This is a genomic window from Limisphaera sp. VF-2 (assembly GCF_049537125.1).
Classification (GTDB): domain Bacteria; phylum Verrucomicrobiota; class Verrucomicrobiia; order Limisphaerales; family Limisphaeraceae; genus Limisphaera.
This window is the reverse complement of record NZ_JBMVQY010000004.1, coordinates 495,827-510,959: the sequence shown is the minus strand read 5'-3', so window position 1 is coordinate 510,959 and position 15,133 is coordinate 495,827. Positions and strand designations below refer to the sequence as shown.

At 66.9% G+C, this 15,133-nt stretch carries 13 protein-coding genes; 1 reads left to right on the top strand and 12 read right to left on the bottom strand.

The features are described from left to right. Positions 1-179 precede the first annotated feature (179 nt). Entirely contained in the window at positions 180-809 is a 630-nt protein-coding gene (locus tag ACPDIT_RS13725; protein ID WP_423444383.1) for a Yip1 family protein, read from the top strand. 232 nt (positions 810-1,041) lie between these two features. Here ACPDIT_RS13725 and ACPDIT_RS13720 read toward each other — a convergent pair whose 3' ends face one another. The 12 genes from ACPDIT_RS13720 to ACPDIT_RS13665 all read right to left on the bottom strand — a co-directional run bounded on the left by ACPDIT_RS13720 (position 1,042) and on the right by ACPDIT_RS13665 (position 14,980). Continuing rightward, positions 1,042-2,394, bottom strand: a complete 1,353-nt coding sequence (locus tag ACPDIT_RS13720; RefSeq protein ID WP_423444381.1) for a hypothetical protein — start codon at positions 2,392-2,394, stop codon at positions 1,042-1,044. Then, a complete protein-coding gene (gene ftsA, locus ACPDIT_RS13715; protein WP_423444379.1) occupies positions 2,394-3,611 on the bottom strand; it encodes a cell division protein FtsA in 1,218 nt (405 codons plus the stop codon). Before ftsA ends, ACPDIT_RS13720 begins: the two co-directional genes overlap by 1 nt. Further along, positions 3,604-4,557 carry a cell division protein FtsQ/DivIB gene (locus tag ACPDIT_RS13710; protein ID WP_423444377.1) on the bottom strand — a complete coding sequence of 318 codons (954 nt, stop codon included), beginning with the start codon at positions 4,555-4,557 and terminating at the stop codon, positions 3,604-3,606. Before ACPDIT_RS13710 ends, ftsA begins: the two co-directional genes overlap by 8 nt. Before the next feature lies 1 nt (position 4,558). Next, the gene (locus ACPDIT_RS13705; protein ID WP_423444375.1) at positions 4,559-5,500 is read right to left on the bottom strand and encodes a D-alanine--D-alanine ligase family protein; all 942 of its coding nucleotides are present in this window, start codon (positions 5,498-5,500) and stop codon (positions 4,559-4,561) included. Continuing rightward, positions 5,482-6,504: a UDP-N-acetylmuramate dehydrogenase gene (murB, locus tag ACPDIT_RS13700; RefSeq protein ID WP_423444373.1), complete on the bottom strand. Its 1,023-nt coding sequence runs from the start codon at positions 6,502-6,504 to the stop codon at positions 5,482-5,484. The genes ACPDIT_RS13705 and murB overlap by 19 nt, the downstream gene beginning before the upstream one ends. Then, positions 6,497-7,720: an undecaprenyldiphospho-muramoylpentapeptide beta-N-acetylglucosaminyltransferase gene (gene murG, locus ACPDIT_RS13695; protein ID WP_423444372.1), complete on the bottom strand. Its 1,224-nt coding sequence runs from the start codon at positions 7,718-7,720 to the stop codon at positions 6,497-6,499. Before murG ends, murB begins: the two co-directional genes overlap by 8 nt. 29 nt (positions 7,721-7,749) lie before the next feature. After that, positions 7,750-8,877: a putative lipid II flippase FtsW gene (gene ftsW, locus ACPDIT_RS13690; RefSeq protein WP_423444371.1), complete on the bottom strand. Its 1,128-nt coding sequence runs from the start codon at positions 8,875-8,877 to the stop codon at positions 7,750-7,752. A gap of 69 nt (positions 8,878-8,946) precedes the next feature. After that, on the bottom strand, positions 8,947-9,828 hold the full coding sequence (locus tag ACPDIT_RS13685) for a LysM peptidoglycan-binding domain-containing protein (RefSeq protein ID WP_423444370.1): 882 nt from the start codon (positions 9,826-9,828) through the stop codon (positions 8,947-8,949). Positions 9,829-10,207: 379 nt separating this feature from the next. Further along, positions 10,208-11,356 carry a phospho-N-acetylmuramoyl-pentapeptide-transferase gene (gene mraY, locus ACPDIT_RS13680; protein WP_423444368.1) on the bottom strand — a complete coding sequence of 383 codons (1,149 nt, stop codon included), beginning with the start codon at positions 11,354-11,356 and terminating at the stop codon, positions 10,208-10,210. Then, positions 11,353-12,747: a UDP-N-acetylmuramoyl-tripeptide--D-alanyl-D-alanine ligase gene (locus ACPDIT_RS13675; RefSeq protein WP_423444366.1), complete on the bottom strand. Its 1,395-nt coding sequence runs from the start codon at positions 12,745-12,747 to the stop codon at positions 11,353-11,355. Before ACPDIT_RS13675 ends, mraY begins: the two co-directional genes overlap by 4 nt. A gap of 68 nt (positions 12,748-12,815) precedes the next feature. Then, a complete protein-coding gene (locus ACPDIT_RS13670) occupies positions 12,816-13,034 on the bottom strand; it encodes a hypothetical protein (RefSeq protein WP_423444364.1) in 219 nt (72 codons plus the stop codon). Next, the gene (locus tag ACPDIT_RS13665) at positions 13,031-14,980 is read right to left on the bottom strand and encodes a peptidoglycan D,D-transpeptidase FtsI family protein (protein WP_423444362.1); all 1,950 of its coding nucleotides are present in this window, start codon (positions 14,978-14,980) and stop codon (positions 13,031-13,033) included. The genes ACPDIT_RS13670 and ACPDIT_RS13665 overlap by 4 nt, the downstream gene beginning before the upstream one ends. Positions 14,981-15,133: the final 153 nt, after the last annotated feature.

Sequence of the window (15,133 nt, the reverse complement as noted above, 5' to 3'; positions counted from 1 at the left end):
ACCTCCGCAGCCGGACAAGCGGGCAACGGCGTGTAAGCTTTTCGGCGCAGGGTCGCACGGCCTTACTCTCCGGCGCCGTAAATCATGGAGCCGTCCCCCGACGCGAAACGCACGGCGCGCCCGCTCGACAAAAGAAGTGCATTGTCAGTGGCGCGCGCGATCGCTATCTCTGGGCGGTCATGATTCGTGCGTTGTTGCTGGTCTTGGAGCCACAAAGAACCTGGGATCGCATCGCCACGGAGGGCCGCAGCGTGGCTCGCACGTTCTGGCTGTACGTGCTGCCCTTGCTGCTGCTGACCTGCGCCGTCGAAGGGCTGGGCATGCACTATTGGGGCGAGTGGCGGGGCGATCCACTGCGGCTGAAGCAGTTGACCGTGCCCGAAGCCATCGCGCATCAGTTGGTGCATCTGGCGGTCAATGTGGCGTTGGTGTTTTTCGGAGCCAAAATGTTCAAAAGCCTCGGGGAGACCTTCCATGGCCAGCACACCTACCAGCAGGCCTTCACCGTGGTCGCCTACGGACTGGGACCGTTCTGGAGCTTGCGCGTGCTGGATGCCGTCCCCGCGGTGAGCCCCTGGGTGACGTATGTGCTGGGGATCACCCTGACCATTGCCGTCCTCTATCACGGCGTGCCCCGGGTGATGATGCCCGATCCACCCCAGGCCTTCGGGTTGTACCTGATCGGGAGCCTGGTGTTGGCGCTGGCTGCGGGGATTGGCCGATTTCTGCTGGTCTGGCTGCAACAGGGGCGCTTCGTCCAACTGGAGAGCCTCCTTGTGCGTTGCATCCGGCATCTCTGGCCGGGCTGACACGGCGACGGCGAAGGGAACAGCGCGGGCATCCGCGTCGAAAGGAACCGCGACCATTCGGGACCCCGGAAAGGTTGTCACAAGCCGAACCCGGCCGTGGAAAGGCGCCGCGGCCCGGAAACCGCCGGGGCCCTCGATTCCTCACCGCTGGGTTTCTTCGGATCCCGGAGTCGGAACCCCGAATCCCTCCCTCGATGGCGGCCCATGCCCTTGCCGCCGCAGCTCCGGAGGCTCACTCCAACACGATGCCCCGACGGATGTAAGTGGGAATGTCCAGGTCTTCCCCCCGGTGGATGTTTGGCTGCGTCCGTTCGAATCGGCCCCGGGGAGGCACGTCCAACGGCAGGGTACCCTGTCGCATGCGTGCCGGCGCGGTTCGCCGTGGAAAGGTCACCCGCGAAGCGACGTCCCTGCGAAGTCCCGCTGCACCGTCCTCGAGCCCGGCCGACCCGGATGGAGTTTGCCCGGCGGTCTTGCCGTTGACATGGTCCGCTGAACCCGAAGCGGAACGTCCGCGCTCTGCCTCCCGGGTGCCCTCGACGACAGCGGCATGCCCGAATGAGCCGGAGGCGGTGCGCGCCAAACGATCCCCGCGCCGCGTTACCAACAGCAGCGCGCGCAGACGACCCGACCATTCGGGCCGCACGGCCGCCCCCACCAACAACTCTGCATGCCCGCACCGTGTCTGCAACAGCTGCACCAACCCGTCCACATCCCCCACCGACAGGTCCGGTCCGCCGGTGACATGCAACACCACCGAGGTGGCAGCCAACAAAGCTTGGCCCTCTTCCAGGAGTGGATGTTGCAGAAGCTCCTGATTCAAGGTGACCAGACGTCCGGTCCCTTCGGCCCGGGCCGTGACCAGCACGCTCTCGGCATGACGCCCGCGCAACAGCGCACAAAGCTTGTCCAACGGCAGCGGTAACAACCCGCGATGGGTCAGCAGGTCCAGAAACGCCTCCAGACCCTGGTGCAACCACTCGTTGACCCGCGCGTAGGTCTCCACCACCGGCGTGGGTTGGGGCAGCAACCCAAACAGCTTTTGATTCGGCAAACAAACGAGACCGTCCGCCACCGCCCGCAATTCCTCCAGGGCCGCGTGCGCCTGCTGAAGACGAAAGCTGCCCTCCCAATGAAACGGCGTGACCGCGAGCACCAGGGTTCGGGCTCCGGCCTCCCGCGCGGCGCGTGCCAACACGGGCGCCATGCCACTGCCACTGCCGCCGCCCAAGCCCGCCAGTACCAATACCCACTCCGCCCCGGCACAGACCTCCCTCAGGCGACCGTAATTCTCTTCGGCCATCGCCCGGGCGCCGTCGGGATCGCCAGTAGCACTCCAAGGCAGTTGCGTTGTGCGTTCCAGACGCAAACACCGGACCCCGTCCGGCAGCTCCGTGGGAATCGGATCCCACGCCGGCAACACGACGAAGGCAGCCGGAGAACCCGGCCGACGCGCGGCCAACGGCAACAGCAGGCGCATCCCCGCCGTGCCGACACCGAAGAGCCGTAACACATGCGCCGGGGCTTCTGTGCCCGCAACGGGACCGGACGGCGACAAGGGCGTCTCCATGGGGAGCAGATTCATCAACGGTGAAACCAATGACGCAGGGTTTCCTTCACACTCTGCACCAGACCGGTCCGCACGACCGGTCGGCGCCGCTGGGCTCCGTACTTCAGCAAACCAATCGCACAGGCAAATTCCGGTTGATCGAGAGCACTCTTCAAGCCGCTGACCGCATGGGTGCGCCCCAGGAACACCGGCAGCCCGAACACCTGCTCCGCCAGTTGCGTCACGTGCGGAATTCGCGCGCATCCGCCACAAAGAAAGACGCCGGCCCGGATGGAGTCATACAGACCCGCCTCTTCGACCTCCTGTCGCACCAACTCGAACGTTTCCTCCAGACGCAGGTGCATGATGCGCCGCAGGTGTTCGAGGTGAATGGTGCGGAGCGTGGCCCCGAACTCGTTGGTCAGATCCAGGGTTTGTCCCCGGATTCGTTCGTCCACCAGAGCCGCCCCGTAATCGATCTTGAGTTGCTCGGCGCGGCTCAGGGCCACTTTCAGGCCGCTGGCCAGATCGTTCGTCACGTGATCCCCGCCCACGGCCAACACGCCCGCATGTCGAAGGATCCCGTCGGCATACACGACGAAGTCGGTGGTGCCTCCCCCCATGTCCACCACCAGGGCCCCCAGTTCCTTCTGTTCGCGCCCCAGGATCGCCAGCGCCGACGCCAGCCCGTTGAACACGACGTCCTCGATCTCCAGGTGCAGCTCCCGCACCGCGCGCACCGTGTTGCGAAGTCGGTGGACATGGCCGTGAATGATGTGCACGTCCACCTCCAGCAATCCCCCCAGCATTCCGACGGGGTTCAAAATGCCATCCTGCCCGTCCACCAAAAAATGCTGCCGCACCGCGTGGATGACCTGGTGATCCGCGGGCAGATTGATGCTCCGCGCATGCTCCATGGCGTCCGCGACGTCCTGCTCGGTGATCTCGTGATCCTCCGCCGTGATGGGCTTGACGCCGCGGTTGTTGAAGCCGCGGATGTGGCCTCCGCTCACGCCCAGGAAGACACTGCGAATCTCCACATTGGCCATTTGCTCCGCTTCCGCCAGAGCAGCCTGCATGTCCTGACGCGCCTGATCGAAATCGGTGATCTCACCCTTGCGCACACCGCGCGAGGGGCTCTGACCCACCCCGATGACGGTCACCTGACCATCCCCGTGGGTTTCCCCCACCACGGCGCACACCTTGGAGGTTCCGACTTCCAACCCGACGAGAATGGGCGTTCGGTCAAACATGTTTCCGGGAAACGGTGTTGGGCCGGCGCGGCGGGGAGGGCTCCGGCTCCGATTCCGGCGCCTTCCAACGCACGGGAATGTTGTTCCCCACCGCCAGGTCCAGGGTTTCGATCTGTCGCTGCTGCCGCCATCCGGCCTCGTGAATCTCCCGCCAGCGCAGCAACTGGCGCTCGAAGTCCTCCAAGCCAAACGTGATCCGACTTCCCTCCCCGGTCAGCACCTCCAGTACGCCCGCGCCCAGTGCCAACTCTCGTACCTCCGCCAAGCCCGCCATGGGGGACTGCGCAAACGCCCGCAACCAACCCAGCGCCGCTTGAACCGACGCATGCTCAACCCTTCGCCCCGGCTGCAGATCGTGGTAATTCAGACCCCGCAAGAGGGGCAGCGCCGAATCCGTCCCCGCCCCCTCGCTCATCAGCCGCGGGTCCAGGGGCGGCAACACCACCCCTTCCCCGTCCACGTGATACGTCACAAAGTCCACGCCCCCGGGCGAAACCGGCAGCGGGACTTGGATCCTTGCCACCGGCCGGCGTTCGGTCACCCGCAACCGCAAGGTATCGGGCAAAACCCGTTCCACGGACACCGAGGCTACGTACGGCACCATCTCCAGACTCCGTTTCACCTGCGCCAGGTCCAGCGCCAGGAGATTCACGCCCGGTCGCACGCCCGCCCAGCGCCGGAGTTGCTCCACCGACAACACCCCGTCGGTGCTCACCTCCACGCGGTGCAGCGTGAAGCGCGGGTTTTCATAAAACAGGCAGTTCTGCAGCCAGGCCCCCGCCCGCCACACGGCGTACATCCCCACCCCCAGCCCGAAGGCCCCGGCCAGTAATCCGGCCACCAACCGCGCACGCGCGGCTCGAACCACACTGGACCGCAATTTCACGTCCAAGAGGTGTTCGCGGCCCAGTCGACGATTCCGTGCTTTGGGGCGCCAGCTCCACATGTCAGTGCCTCCGCTCCAGTCCGACCGGCGCCGGCCCGTGGGCGCGGCGCCAGGCCAGCGCCACCATCCGTTCGCACAACTCCTCGTACGAGATGCCGGCCGCGCGCGCCGCACGCGGCAACGCACTGGTCGGCGTCATCCCCGGCAGCGTGTTCACCTCCAGCACCACCGGCGAACCGTCCGGACGGACCATCATGTCCACCCGACCGTAATCGCGCCCGCCGATCGCCTCGAACGCAGCGCGGGCCGCCGCACGGATCCGTTCCGCCGTGGCCTCTTCGAACGGGGCCGGGCACAGATACTCCGCCGCCCCCGGCGTGTATTTCGTCTGGTAATCGTACAACCCCGACCGCACACGCACCTCGCTGATCGGGAGAATCTCCTCCCCCAGGAGTCCCACGGTGACCTCGCGTCCGACAATCCGTTCCTCCACCAGCAACCGGCTGTCATACTGCCAGGCCGCCGCCAGCGCCGCTGCCCAGTCCTCGCGCCGCTCCACACACTGCAATCCCAAACTGGAGCCCTGACGGGCCGGCTTCACAATCAGCGGCGGTTCCCAACCGTCCGGCCACGGCGCATCCGGCCGATCCACCACCACATACCGGGCCGTCGGCACGCCGGCCGCCACAAACCGTTCCTTGCTCAAGACCTTGTCGAACCCGATCCGACTGGCCTCGGCATCGCAGCCCGTGTAGGGAACCCCCATCCGCTCCAGCACCGATTGCACCGTGCCGTCTTCGCCATACGCGCCGTGCAACGCCAAAAACACTACGTCCGTGCCCTCGGGCAGACGCCAACCCGGCTCCACCGGATCCACCTCGAACACACGGTGTCCCAGGGACCGCAAGGCCGCCGCCACACCGGCCCCGGAGCGCAGCGAAACCTCGCGCTCCGCCGAGGGCCCCCCCAACATGACCGTGACCGTCAGTCGCCTTTCCAGCATACCCACGCCTCGGCTCCCTCGCCCACAATCTGCACCTCGGGTTCCAAATTGACGCCGCGCTCCACCTGCACGTGCGAACGGAGGCGCGCCATCAAACGGAGCACGTCGGATGCGGTCGCACCCGGCTCCGTCACGATGAAATTTGCGTGTTCCTCGCTGACCCGCGCGCCTCCCTCCCGCCAACCCTTGCAACCCAACTCATCCAGCAATCGACCCGCCGCCAAACCCTCGGGATTCTTGAACACACACCCCGCGCTCGGAGCCGCCGGTTGCGTTGCCCAGCGGCGTTCACTGTACTGGCGCATCCGCTCCTGAATCTCCTCCCGTGCGGCCGGTCGCCCTCGGAACACCGCCCCCAACGCAATCCGCTCCCGCAACCCGTCGCAGCCCCGATACCGGGCACCCATCTCCCGGGCAGACCGTTCTTCGACCTGCCCGTCCATCGTCATGAACCGCACCAGCTCCACCACGTCGAACGTGCAACTGCCCATGGCCCCCGCATTCATGCGCAGCGCGCCGCCCACACTGCCGGGGATCCCCTCCAGAAACTCCAACCCGCTCAGACCCGCATCCCGCGCCACACAAGCCACCGCCTTCAAGCGCGCGCCCGCCCCGCTGCGGATCCGATCCCCCACGACCTCCACGCGCTGCCAGAGCGGATGTGCCAGGGCCACCACCACCCCACGAAACCCGGCGTCGGTCACCAGCAGATTCGAACCGCGTCCCAGCACCAACAGGGGCACCCTTTCCTCCCGACAGACCCGCACCACCCAGGCCAGATCCGCTTCCTGGGCCGGCTCCACCAACCAGTCTGCCGGCCCCCCCACCCTCCAAGTGGTCCGCCGCGCCATCGGTTCATCCCGGAACAGCCGCGCTTCACCCGACAGCCCCTCCCGCAGCCGCGACTCGAACATCGGCGGCCGGGCCTTTTCCGTTGCCGTTCCGATGCTCCCACTGGCCTCCGCCGGATTCATGAGCTCTGTGCCGTACTCACACTCAGCCATGGATTGCCGCCACCGTTGGGCCGCAGCACACCCGCGGCCGCACCTCCGCGACCCGCTGTTGCCCGGCTTCCCAAAGGGCCTCTGCAATCCGCGCCGCAGCCTCGGGTCGATGCCAGCGTCGCTGCGCCGTCACCATCGCTCGCCGCACCTCGTCCCCGTCGAGCAACTCGCCCAATTCGCGGATCAGACGCTCCGGCGTGGCCTCGGACTGCCGCAACACCCGGGCCGCGCCGGAGTCTGCAAGGCAACGCGCGTTGTGCCATTGATGATCATCCGCCGCCGCCGGGAACGGCACCAACAGCGCCGGCACGCCCACCGCCGCCAACTCGGCCAGAAACGACGCCCCGGCCCGGCTCAACACCACCGTCGCCGCCAGCATCAGCTCCGCCATCGCCTCCGAAAACGGCATCACCACTGCCCGCACCTTTTGCGCCGCATAAGCCGCACGGACGCGACTCTCATCCTCCTGCCCCGTCACATGGATCCACTGCACCGGCGCGCGTGTCCTCTGCCACTGCGGCAACGCTTGCAACACCGCTTCGTTCAAACCGCGCGCTCCCTGACTGCCCCCCACCACCAGCACGGTCGGCGCCTCCGCCTCGAGCCCCAATTCCAACCGCACGCGCCGCTGCTCGTCCGCCCGCCGGATCGCATCCAGTCGGCCGGCCTCCGCGAAACTCGACCGCACCGGCGTGCCGGTACACTCCACTGGCCGGCCCGGCCACGCTTTCGCCGCACACTCGAATCCCACAAACGCCCGGTCCACCCAGCGCACCAACCAGCGATTCGCCCGACCCGGCACCGCGTTCGACTCGTGCAAAAACACCGGATGCCCCGCGCGCCGAGCCGCCCCCAACACCGGCACCGAGCTGAATCCCCCCATGCCCAAAACCACCCACGCTTCCCCGGCCCGACAGAGACGCCGCACGCGACGCCATGCCCGCAGCCATCCCGTCAAGCACCTCCAGCGACTGCCCGCCTGCCATGCCGCCACCGGCAAGACCTCCACCGCACAACCGTGCACGCCGCGGACCGCACGCCGATCCACCTCCTTCGGCGAAACGAACAACGTCACCTCCGCTCCGCGCTGCCGCAACACCTCGGCCACGGCCAGACCCGGAAACAAATGCCCGCCCGTGCCCCCGCAGGCAATGCCCACCCGCAGGGGCGGCACGGCGGAACAGTCGCTGCCGCCCGGCATTCGCTGCCTGTACACCGTCGCTTTGTTCCCGGCCTCCACGACTCTCAAGATCCGGCAGGTACGGCTTCTTCGTCCGGCAAAAATGGGTTTCGGCTCTGCGGCAGGGGCGCCGGTGCACGGCGTGCCACGCTCAGCAGCAATCCCACCGCCGCCAGCATCACCACCAGACTGGAGCCGCCGTAACTGATAAACGGCAACGGCAATCCCTTGTTCGGAAACAGGCTTGTGACCACCCCGATGTTGATGATGGCCTGCATGGAGATCAGGAGGGTGACGCCCATGGCCAGCAACAGGCCGAACGTGTCCCTGGCCCGCAGCGCAATCCACAACCCGCACCACAACACCGTCACGTAGAGGAACAACACCAAGAGGGTGCCGACCAATCCAAGCTCCTCGCCCACCACCGCGAAAATGAAGTCCGTGTGGTGTTCCGGCACGAAGCCCATCTTCTGTCGGCCGTTGCCCAACCCCAACCCGGTCCAGCCGCCGGATCCCAGCGCCAGCATCGCCTGGTACGGTTGGAATCCCGTGCCCTGCTTCGTCTCCTCCAACGCCACCCACGAAAAGATCCGTTGGGCACGCACCGGATCCTGCCAGACGTACCATCCCACGGCCGCCGCGCCGGACAACCCCGCCGGAAGCACCAGCCGCCACGAAACCCCCGCCACCAGAAACAACGCCAGCGCCAGCCCCGCCATCAAAACCGTCGTCCCCACATCCGGTTCCAAAAACACCAGGCCCAACATCACCCCCACGGCCAACCCCGGTTTCACCACGCCGCGCAAGGTCATCAGCTGCCGCGCCCGGCGCTCTCCGTACCACGCGATCAGGAGAATCAGCGCCAATTTGGCGAACTCCGACGGCTGCAGGCGGACCGACCCGAACCCCAGCCAGCGGGACGCGCCATTGACCCGGATCCCGATCCCCGGCACCAACACCAGCGCCAACAAGAAGACCGCGATCCCGTACATGATCCAGACCCAACGGCGCCAGCGGGCGTAATCCACCGCGGCCAGAACCGCCGCGATCGTCAGGCCCAGGGCACACCAGATCGCCTGCCGGGTCACCTGGTCGGCCCCGTGCTGCACCATTGTCGAGCTGTACAAGACCACCAGGCCCAGCGCCACCAACGCCGTCACGCAAAACACCAAAGTGGTCACCGCCAGCTTCATGCCGAGTCGAACTGCAAGCCGGGGTTGAAACGGCCCATCCGAGTCATGGGGGCAGCGTCTTCGCAGCTCTCACGGACGCGGTCCCTGCGGCTGCACCGGTCCCGGCCCGATGGGGGGCATCGAACCCGGCCCACCCCCGGACCCGCCCGGCACCGAGGGCGGCGTTGGCATGGGCACCGGCTGCGTCACCGGTGCAGGCTCGGATCGCACCGGAGCCGCCGGCGCAGGAATCTTCAGTTTGTCCCCCACCTTGATGCGGTCCGTGCGCAACTGGTTCGCGCGACGCAACGCTTCCACGGTAACGCCGAACTGCCGGGCAATCTTGGTCAGGTTGTCCCCGGACTTCACCACGTATACCTGTTCCCCGGCCACCGACGCCTGGGACTCCACCGCACCGCTGGTGGCGGCCGTCCGATTCGCCGCAGTCGCGGTCGCGCCCGCCGGCACCACCAGTTTCTGTCCCACCCGCAGCCGCCGCGGTTCCACCCCCGGATTGGCATCCATCAATGCCTTCATCGGCACACCCAGCTTCCGGGCGATCGTGTAAAACGAGTCCCCCGGTTCCACGGTGTATTCTGAAGGCGGCGCCCCCTCCGCGGGCCTGTCCACCGGGGTCGGGACCGCCGGCGTGGGCGCGGGCAACGGCACCGGCAGCGGAGGTGCCGTGACCACCGCCGGCGGCGGCGAAGTCTCGGCCAACCCGGGCACCGGAGCCACGTTGGTCTCCACCACCGGCGGCAGGTTCGTGTCGAACGTTGGCAACACAGGAGACAACTCGGGAAACGCCGGCGGCGGCTGCTCGCGTTTGCAACCCTGAACGATCAAAGCCGCGCCGATGGCCAGCACGTGCACAGCCAGGACACACAAAAACGCCGTCCGCACGCGGGACCGGCTCTGTGCTCGTTGTCCCAACAACGAACCCTGCGGAAGCAACGGATTGTCAGTGCTCATAATTCAAACGGCGCCCCACGCGCCGGAAGTTTCTCCTGAGGGAAGGTTTCAGCCCTGCATGTCGGTCGTCCCTCACCCCGACCCATGCCAATGCTCCGGAACCCCCGGGACCGGCTTCTTCCACCCGGCGTACGATCCGGCCCGGATCCGCGAATCCTTCGAAAGAACAGACCGCGTTGCTGGGCGATTCGAATGGGATCGAAAGCTCGAACAACCGGCCACCGCACACCCGCTCCCGGCCCGGCCGGCAGCAGGCGCGCCTCGCAAGGCCAGCTTCTAACACCCTGCCCCCGGCGGCGCAAGCGGCAACATGCCTGCGGTCCGCCCCGCGGGTGCGGACGCATTTCCACAAGCTGCGATCCCCGGCATTCTGCGGTGTTCATCGGATCTTCAACGTGGCCAGCGCCAGCACGGCAAACAACACGCCCAGGATGTAAAAGCGCGTGACCACCTGACTCTCGTACCAGCCCAGCTTCTCGAAATGATGATGCAGCGGCGCCATCAGAAAGACCCGCCGCCCCGTGCCCGTCCGCAGCCGCGTGTAGCGGAAGTAATACCGCTGCAACAGCACCGAGAGCGCCTCGAGCACGAACACCCCCCCGGCAATCACCAACACAAACGGTTGATGAATCAACACCGCCACCACGCCCAGTCCGCCCCCCAGCGCCAACGAGCCCGTGTCCCCCATGAACACCTGCGCCGGATGACAGTTGTACCACAAAAACCCCAATCCCGCCCCGATCATGGCCGCGCAAAAGACCGTGAGTTCGCCCGCCCCCGGTACGTACGGAATCAACAAATACGCCGCGGCCACCGCGTGACCCGCCAGGTATGTGAACACCAGAAACACAAAGGCCGTGATCACCGTGAGCCCAATGGCCAACCCGTCCAGGCCGTCCGTCAGATTCACCGCATTCGAGCTCCCCACCACGGCCAGCACCGTCACCAGCAACCCCACGCCACCGGCGCCGGTGAGCACCGGATGCTTGTAAAACGGCACCATGATCTCGGTGACCAGAGGGCGGGTGGCCGGATTCCACCACAAATACAACCCGACAACCAATCCCAACAGGGTTTGCACCGCCAGCTTCACCCGCTCGGAGGTCCCGCGGCTGTTCTGCTGGGTGATCTTGGCAAAGTCGTCGTAGAACCCCAGCCCGCACAAGACCAGCACGCACAAGACCGCCAGACAGACCAGCGGATTCCACACCGCCCACAAGAGCGTGCTGAGCACCATCACCGGCACCAGGAGCAAGCCGCCCATCGTGGGCGTTCCCTTCTTGCTCAACAACCGCGCCCGTAAGTCGCCCGACTCTTCCGCACGATCCCGGTATTCCTGTCCAAACTTCAGGGCCTTCAACCAGGCGATGACTCGCGGGCCCAACCACCAGCTCAACCCGAGTGCTGTCAAAGCCGCACCCCCGCTGCGCACCGTGATGTATCGGAACAGCCGCAGAAACGAGAGTCGCTCGGCCCAGACCGTCCCCTCGGCCATCTCGCCGATCCACTGGCACAAATAATAAATCATGCATCCCGTCCGGCATCAGCCCGCAATCCGTCGACCACCTGCTCCAGTCGCATCCGCCGGGACGCCTTGATCAGCACCACATCGCCGGCGCGCAAGAATTGGCGCAAGGCTCCCGCCACCGACTCCGGGTGGGTCAGTTCCAACACCCGCATCAGGCCCGCGGCCCGTGCGGCCGCCCCCATCACCGCAGCCCACGGCCCCACCGCAAACAACTGTTCGACCCCCAACTCGGCCGCACGCCGGCCCACCTCCGCATGCGCCGCCTCGGCATGCGCCCCCAACTCCGCCATCTCTCCCAGCACCGCCACGCGTCGGCCGGAACACGGCAGCCTCACAAAGGTCTCCAACGCCGCCAGCATCGAGTCCGGATTCGCATTGTAACAGTCGTCCAGCACCCAGACCCCCTGGACTTGGAAAGTCTCCATCCGGTGCGGCGGCGGCGCGCACCGGGCCAGCCCCTGCCGGGCCGCGTCGGCACTCACCCCCAACGCATGTGCCATCACCAGCGCCAGGACGGCATTCCGGGCCTGGTGACCCCCCAGCAACCGAGTCCGGTACTTCCCCGCCCACGCCGGCACCGGCCCTTCCACTTCAAATTCCGTGCCCGACCAGTCCACATGGACGCTCTTCACGCGCCAATCGTTGTGCGATCCCAGCCCAACCCGAATCACTCGGGCCCGGGTTCGCTCGATCATCGTCCCGGCCCAGGGATCGTCGCCATTGAGCACCAACAGGCCCTCCGCCGGAAGCACTTCCGCCAGCGTTCCCTCCTCCCTGGCCACACCGGCCAGGTCCCCGAAAAACTCCAAATGCTCTCGTCCCACGCCCGTGAAAATGCCGTGCCAGGGACGAATCCATTCCAACAACGGCCGCAGTTCGCCCGGGTGGTTGGTCCCCGCTTCCAGGACCGCGGCCCAGTGTTTTCGTTCCAGCCGCAGGAGGGTCAACGGAACGCCCACATCATTGTTGAAGCTGGCCTGACTCCAGAGGGTCGGCCCGTGCTGACTCAACACCGCCGCCAACAACTCCTTGGTGCTGGTTTTCCCGTTGGCCCCCGCCACGGCCACCACCGGGATGTCGAACTGTTGCCGGTGTCGGGCGGCCCATCGGCCCAGAGCGGCCCGGGTGTCGTCCACTTCCAAAACCGCGCATCCCTCCGGACAATGCACGGCCCAGCCGGACTCCACCAGCACGGCCACCGCCCCGCCTGCGACGGCGGCCGACACAAACTGATGCCCGTCGAAGTTCGGCCCTCGCAGGGCCACGAACAGGTCCCCGGGCAACACCTGCCGCGAATCCGTGCAAACCCGCTGAATCCGCAGCGCGGGGTCTCCCCGCACCCACCGGGCCTGACAAGCCTCCGCGATAAACTCCAGCGTGCAAGGTTCCATGAGCGGCTCCAGCCTACAACGACGCCGGCGCCCCCGGGGAGCGCGAAACCGAACCGGAGCAATGGCGATCATCGAGCCGCAACCTCCGCCTTCTGAAGTTTGTGCAGCTCCTGGGCCAGATCGAGTGCCCGCTCCAACGCCCACCCCGCCCGGTGCTGCGGTGCCGAGGCCTTCCCCGGCAACCGCCCGCCGGGATCCTCGAGGCGCGCCGGACGCCGCGTCCCCGGCCGCTCGCCGGCCGCCGCCGCCAGAAACAAGCGATGCGATGGATGTGCATTCGTATTCATGACTCCCTGCCTCCGTGCGTGGAACGCAAACGACGTTCGGAACCCGGTCGCGAGCCCGCGCCTTCCGAGGCCGCCCGCGCGACCGACCCCGACTCCGTCTCCGAATCGTCCGGCGGCACGCCCAGATACTGCATCACCCGTTCGGCCACCTTGCGGAACACCGGCCCGGCCACCTGGCCCCCGTAATAGCCCCGCTGCGGCTCGTCCAACGTGATGGCAATCAACACCTCCGGTCGATCCGCCGGCAAAAACCCAATGAAAGACGAAATGTATTTGCCGGGCACGTACCCGCGCGTGCCCTCGGCCTTCTGGGCGGTCCCGGTCTTTCCTGCCACCGCGTAGCCCGGGACGGCCGCGGCCGGAGCCGTGCCCTGTGGCGTCGGCACGGTCTTCAACGCACGCACCATCGCCCGCGCCGCCTCTTCGCTGACCACCCGCCGCACCACTTGGGGTTCGTACGCCGCCACCACGCGGCCCCGACGGTCCTCCAGCCGCTCCACCAGCATCGGGCGCATCAGCACCCCTCCATTGGCCAGCGCCGCCATCGCCATGGCCATCTGCATCCGCGTGACCGCCACACCGTGGCCCATCGGAATCTGCGCAATCGAGATCTTGTACCACCGGTTCACCGGCGGCACATACCCGGGCATCTCGCCCAACAAGGGCAGCCCGGTCCGCGCCCCAAACCCAAAGGCGCGAATGTACTCGTACAGCCGTGGCTCGCCCAGCCGCATGCCGATTTTGGCCGCCCCGATGTTGGAGGACTTGGTGATGATCTCCTCCACCGTCAGCCGATCGTAGGGATGATGGTCGTGAAGGATGCGGCCCCCGTACGCGAACCGGCCCTGCTCGCAGTCGAACACGTCCTCCAATCGCACCACCCCGTCGTTGAGCGCACCGGCCACCACCACGATCTTGAAGGTCGAGCCCGGCTCCATGTGGTCGGTCAGAATGACATTGCGGCGCGCCTCTTCCGGTGCATCACCGGGGCGGTTGGGATCGAAACTGGGCAGGCAGGCCATCGCCAGAATCGCACCGGTTTGCGGGCGCAGGACGATGCCGGTGATGTTGCGCGGCCGATGCTGCTCCATGGCCTCGGCCAGAGCACTCTCCAGAATGTTCTGAATGACCGCGTCCAGCGTGACCACCACGTTCCACCCGTCCCGCGGCTCCACATCCTGATCGCGCAACCGCACCACCTCGCGCCGGCCCCCGTCCACTTCGGTCACCCGCCAGCCGCGCACCCCGGCCAGTTGCGCATCCAGGGTGCGCTCCAGGCCATCGGCTCCGCGGGTCTCCAGAAGCTTCACCCCGTCCACGGTGACCTCTTGCAATCCCGTGTACCCCAGCACATGCGCAGCCAACTTCTGATTCGGGTACACCCGCAGTTGATCCTCCCACGGCTCCACGAACACCGCGTAACGGCTCAGTTGGGACAGGAAATTCTTCTCGGCCTTGGGCAGCGTGCTGTCCGGCGGAGGAGCCAACGTGGCCATCGCCTTCCGAATCTGCTGCCACGTCTCCACCGGAACTTTGCGCGCCAACACGACATAACGATTCGTGACCGCACGACCCGTCTCGGCGTCCCACCGCACCCGCGGCAACAACTTCTGCTGCAGCTCCAGTTCCGAAATGCCCAACAAGGGCGACAACAAACGAGCCACCACCGCCTGACGGTCGCCGACCAGAACCGGATCCGCGCAGACCGTGCGCACCGGTACACTCGTGGCCAGCAAAACTCCCCGAGCATCCAGAATGTCGCCTCGACGGGGTTGCCGAAGAAACTCCCGCTCCCGATTCCGCCGCGCTTCCTCCGCCAGCTCGGGATGCCTCACCAACTGCAGCTCCACCAGCCGGTACGCCAGCAGGCCGAAAAGCCCGAACAACACCGTGGCCACCAGGACCGCCCGGCGCAACTGCACCGCCGTTTTGACACTGTCGCCCATCCGCCCGTTTCCGCTGCCCGATCCCCGGACGGGGTTGCCCTCTCGACCCGCACCCGGGCAACCCCGTCCCCGTTCCCGCCGCTGGCCGCGCCTTTGGCGCGTGCCTCCCCAAATGGGCGGCCGCACGCCCGCGGCGATCGGTTCCTCTTCCGA

Coding starts and splice junctions, on each gene's coding strand:
- ACPDIT_RS13685 (WP_423444370.1), bottom strand. CDS start 9,828: ATGAGCACTGACAATCCGTTGCTTCCGCAGGGTTCGTTGTTGGGACAA.
- ACPDIT_RS13725 (WP_423444383.1), top strand. CDS start 180: ATGATTCGTGCGTTGTTGCTGGTCTTGGAGCCACAAAGAACCTGGGAT.
- ACPDIT_RS13705 (WP_423444375.1), bottom strand. CDS start 5,500: ATGCTGGAAAGGCGACTGACGGTCACGGTCATGTTGGGGGGGCCCTCG.
- ftsW (WP_423444371.1), bottom strand. CDS start 8,877: ATGAAGCTGGCGGTGACCACTTTGGTGTTTTGCGTGACGGCGTTGGTG.
- ftsA (WP_423444379.1), bottom strand. CDS start 3,611: ATGTTTGACCGAACGCCCATTCTCGTCGGGTTGGAAGTCGGAACCTCC.
- murB (WP_423444373.1), bottom strand. CDS start 6,504: ATGGCTGAGTGTGAGTACGGCACAGAGCTCATGAATCCGGCGGAGGCC.
- ACPDIT_RS13665 (WP_423444362.1), bottom strand. CDS start 14,980: ATGGGCGACAGTGTCAAAACGGCGGTGCAGTTGCGCCGGGCGGTCCTG.
- ACPDIT_RS13670 (WP_423444364.1), bottom strand. CDS start 13,034: ATGAATACGAATGCACATCCATCGCATCGCTTGTTTCTGGCGGCGGCG.
- ACPDIT_RS13720 (WP_423444381.1), bottom strand. CDS start 2,394: ATGAATCTGCTCCCCATGGAGACGCCCTTGTCGCCGTCCGGTCCCGTT.
- ACPDIT_RS13710 (WP_423444377.1), bottom strand. CDS start 4,557: ATGTGGAGCTGGCGCCCCAAAGCACGGAATCGTCGACTGGGCCGCGAA.
- ACPDIT_RS13675 (WP_423444366.1), bottom strand. CDS start 12,747: ATGGAACCTTGCACGCTGGAGTTTATCGCGGAGGCTTGTCAGGCCCGG.
- mraY (WP_423444368.1), bottom strand. CDS start 11,356: ATGATTTATTATTTGTGCCAGTGGATCGGCGAGATGGCCGAGGGGACG.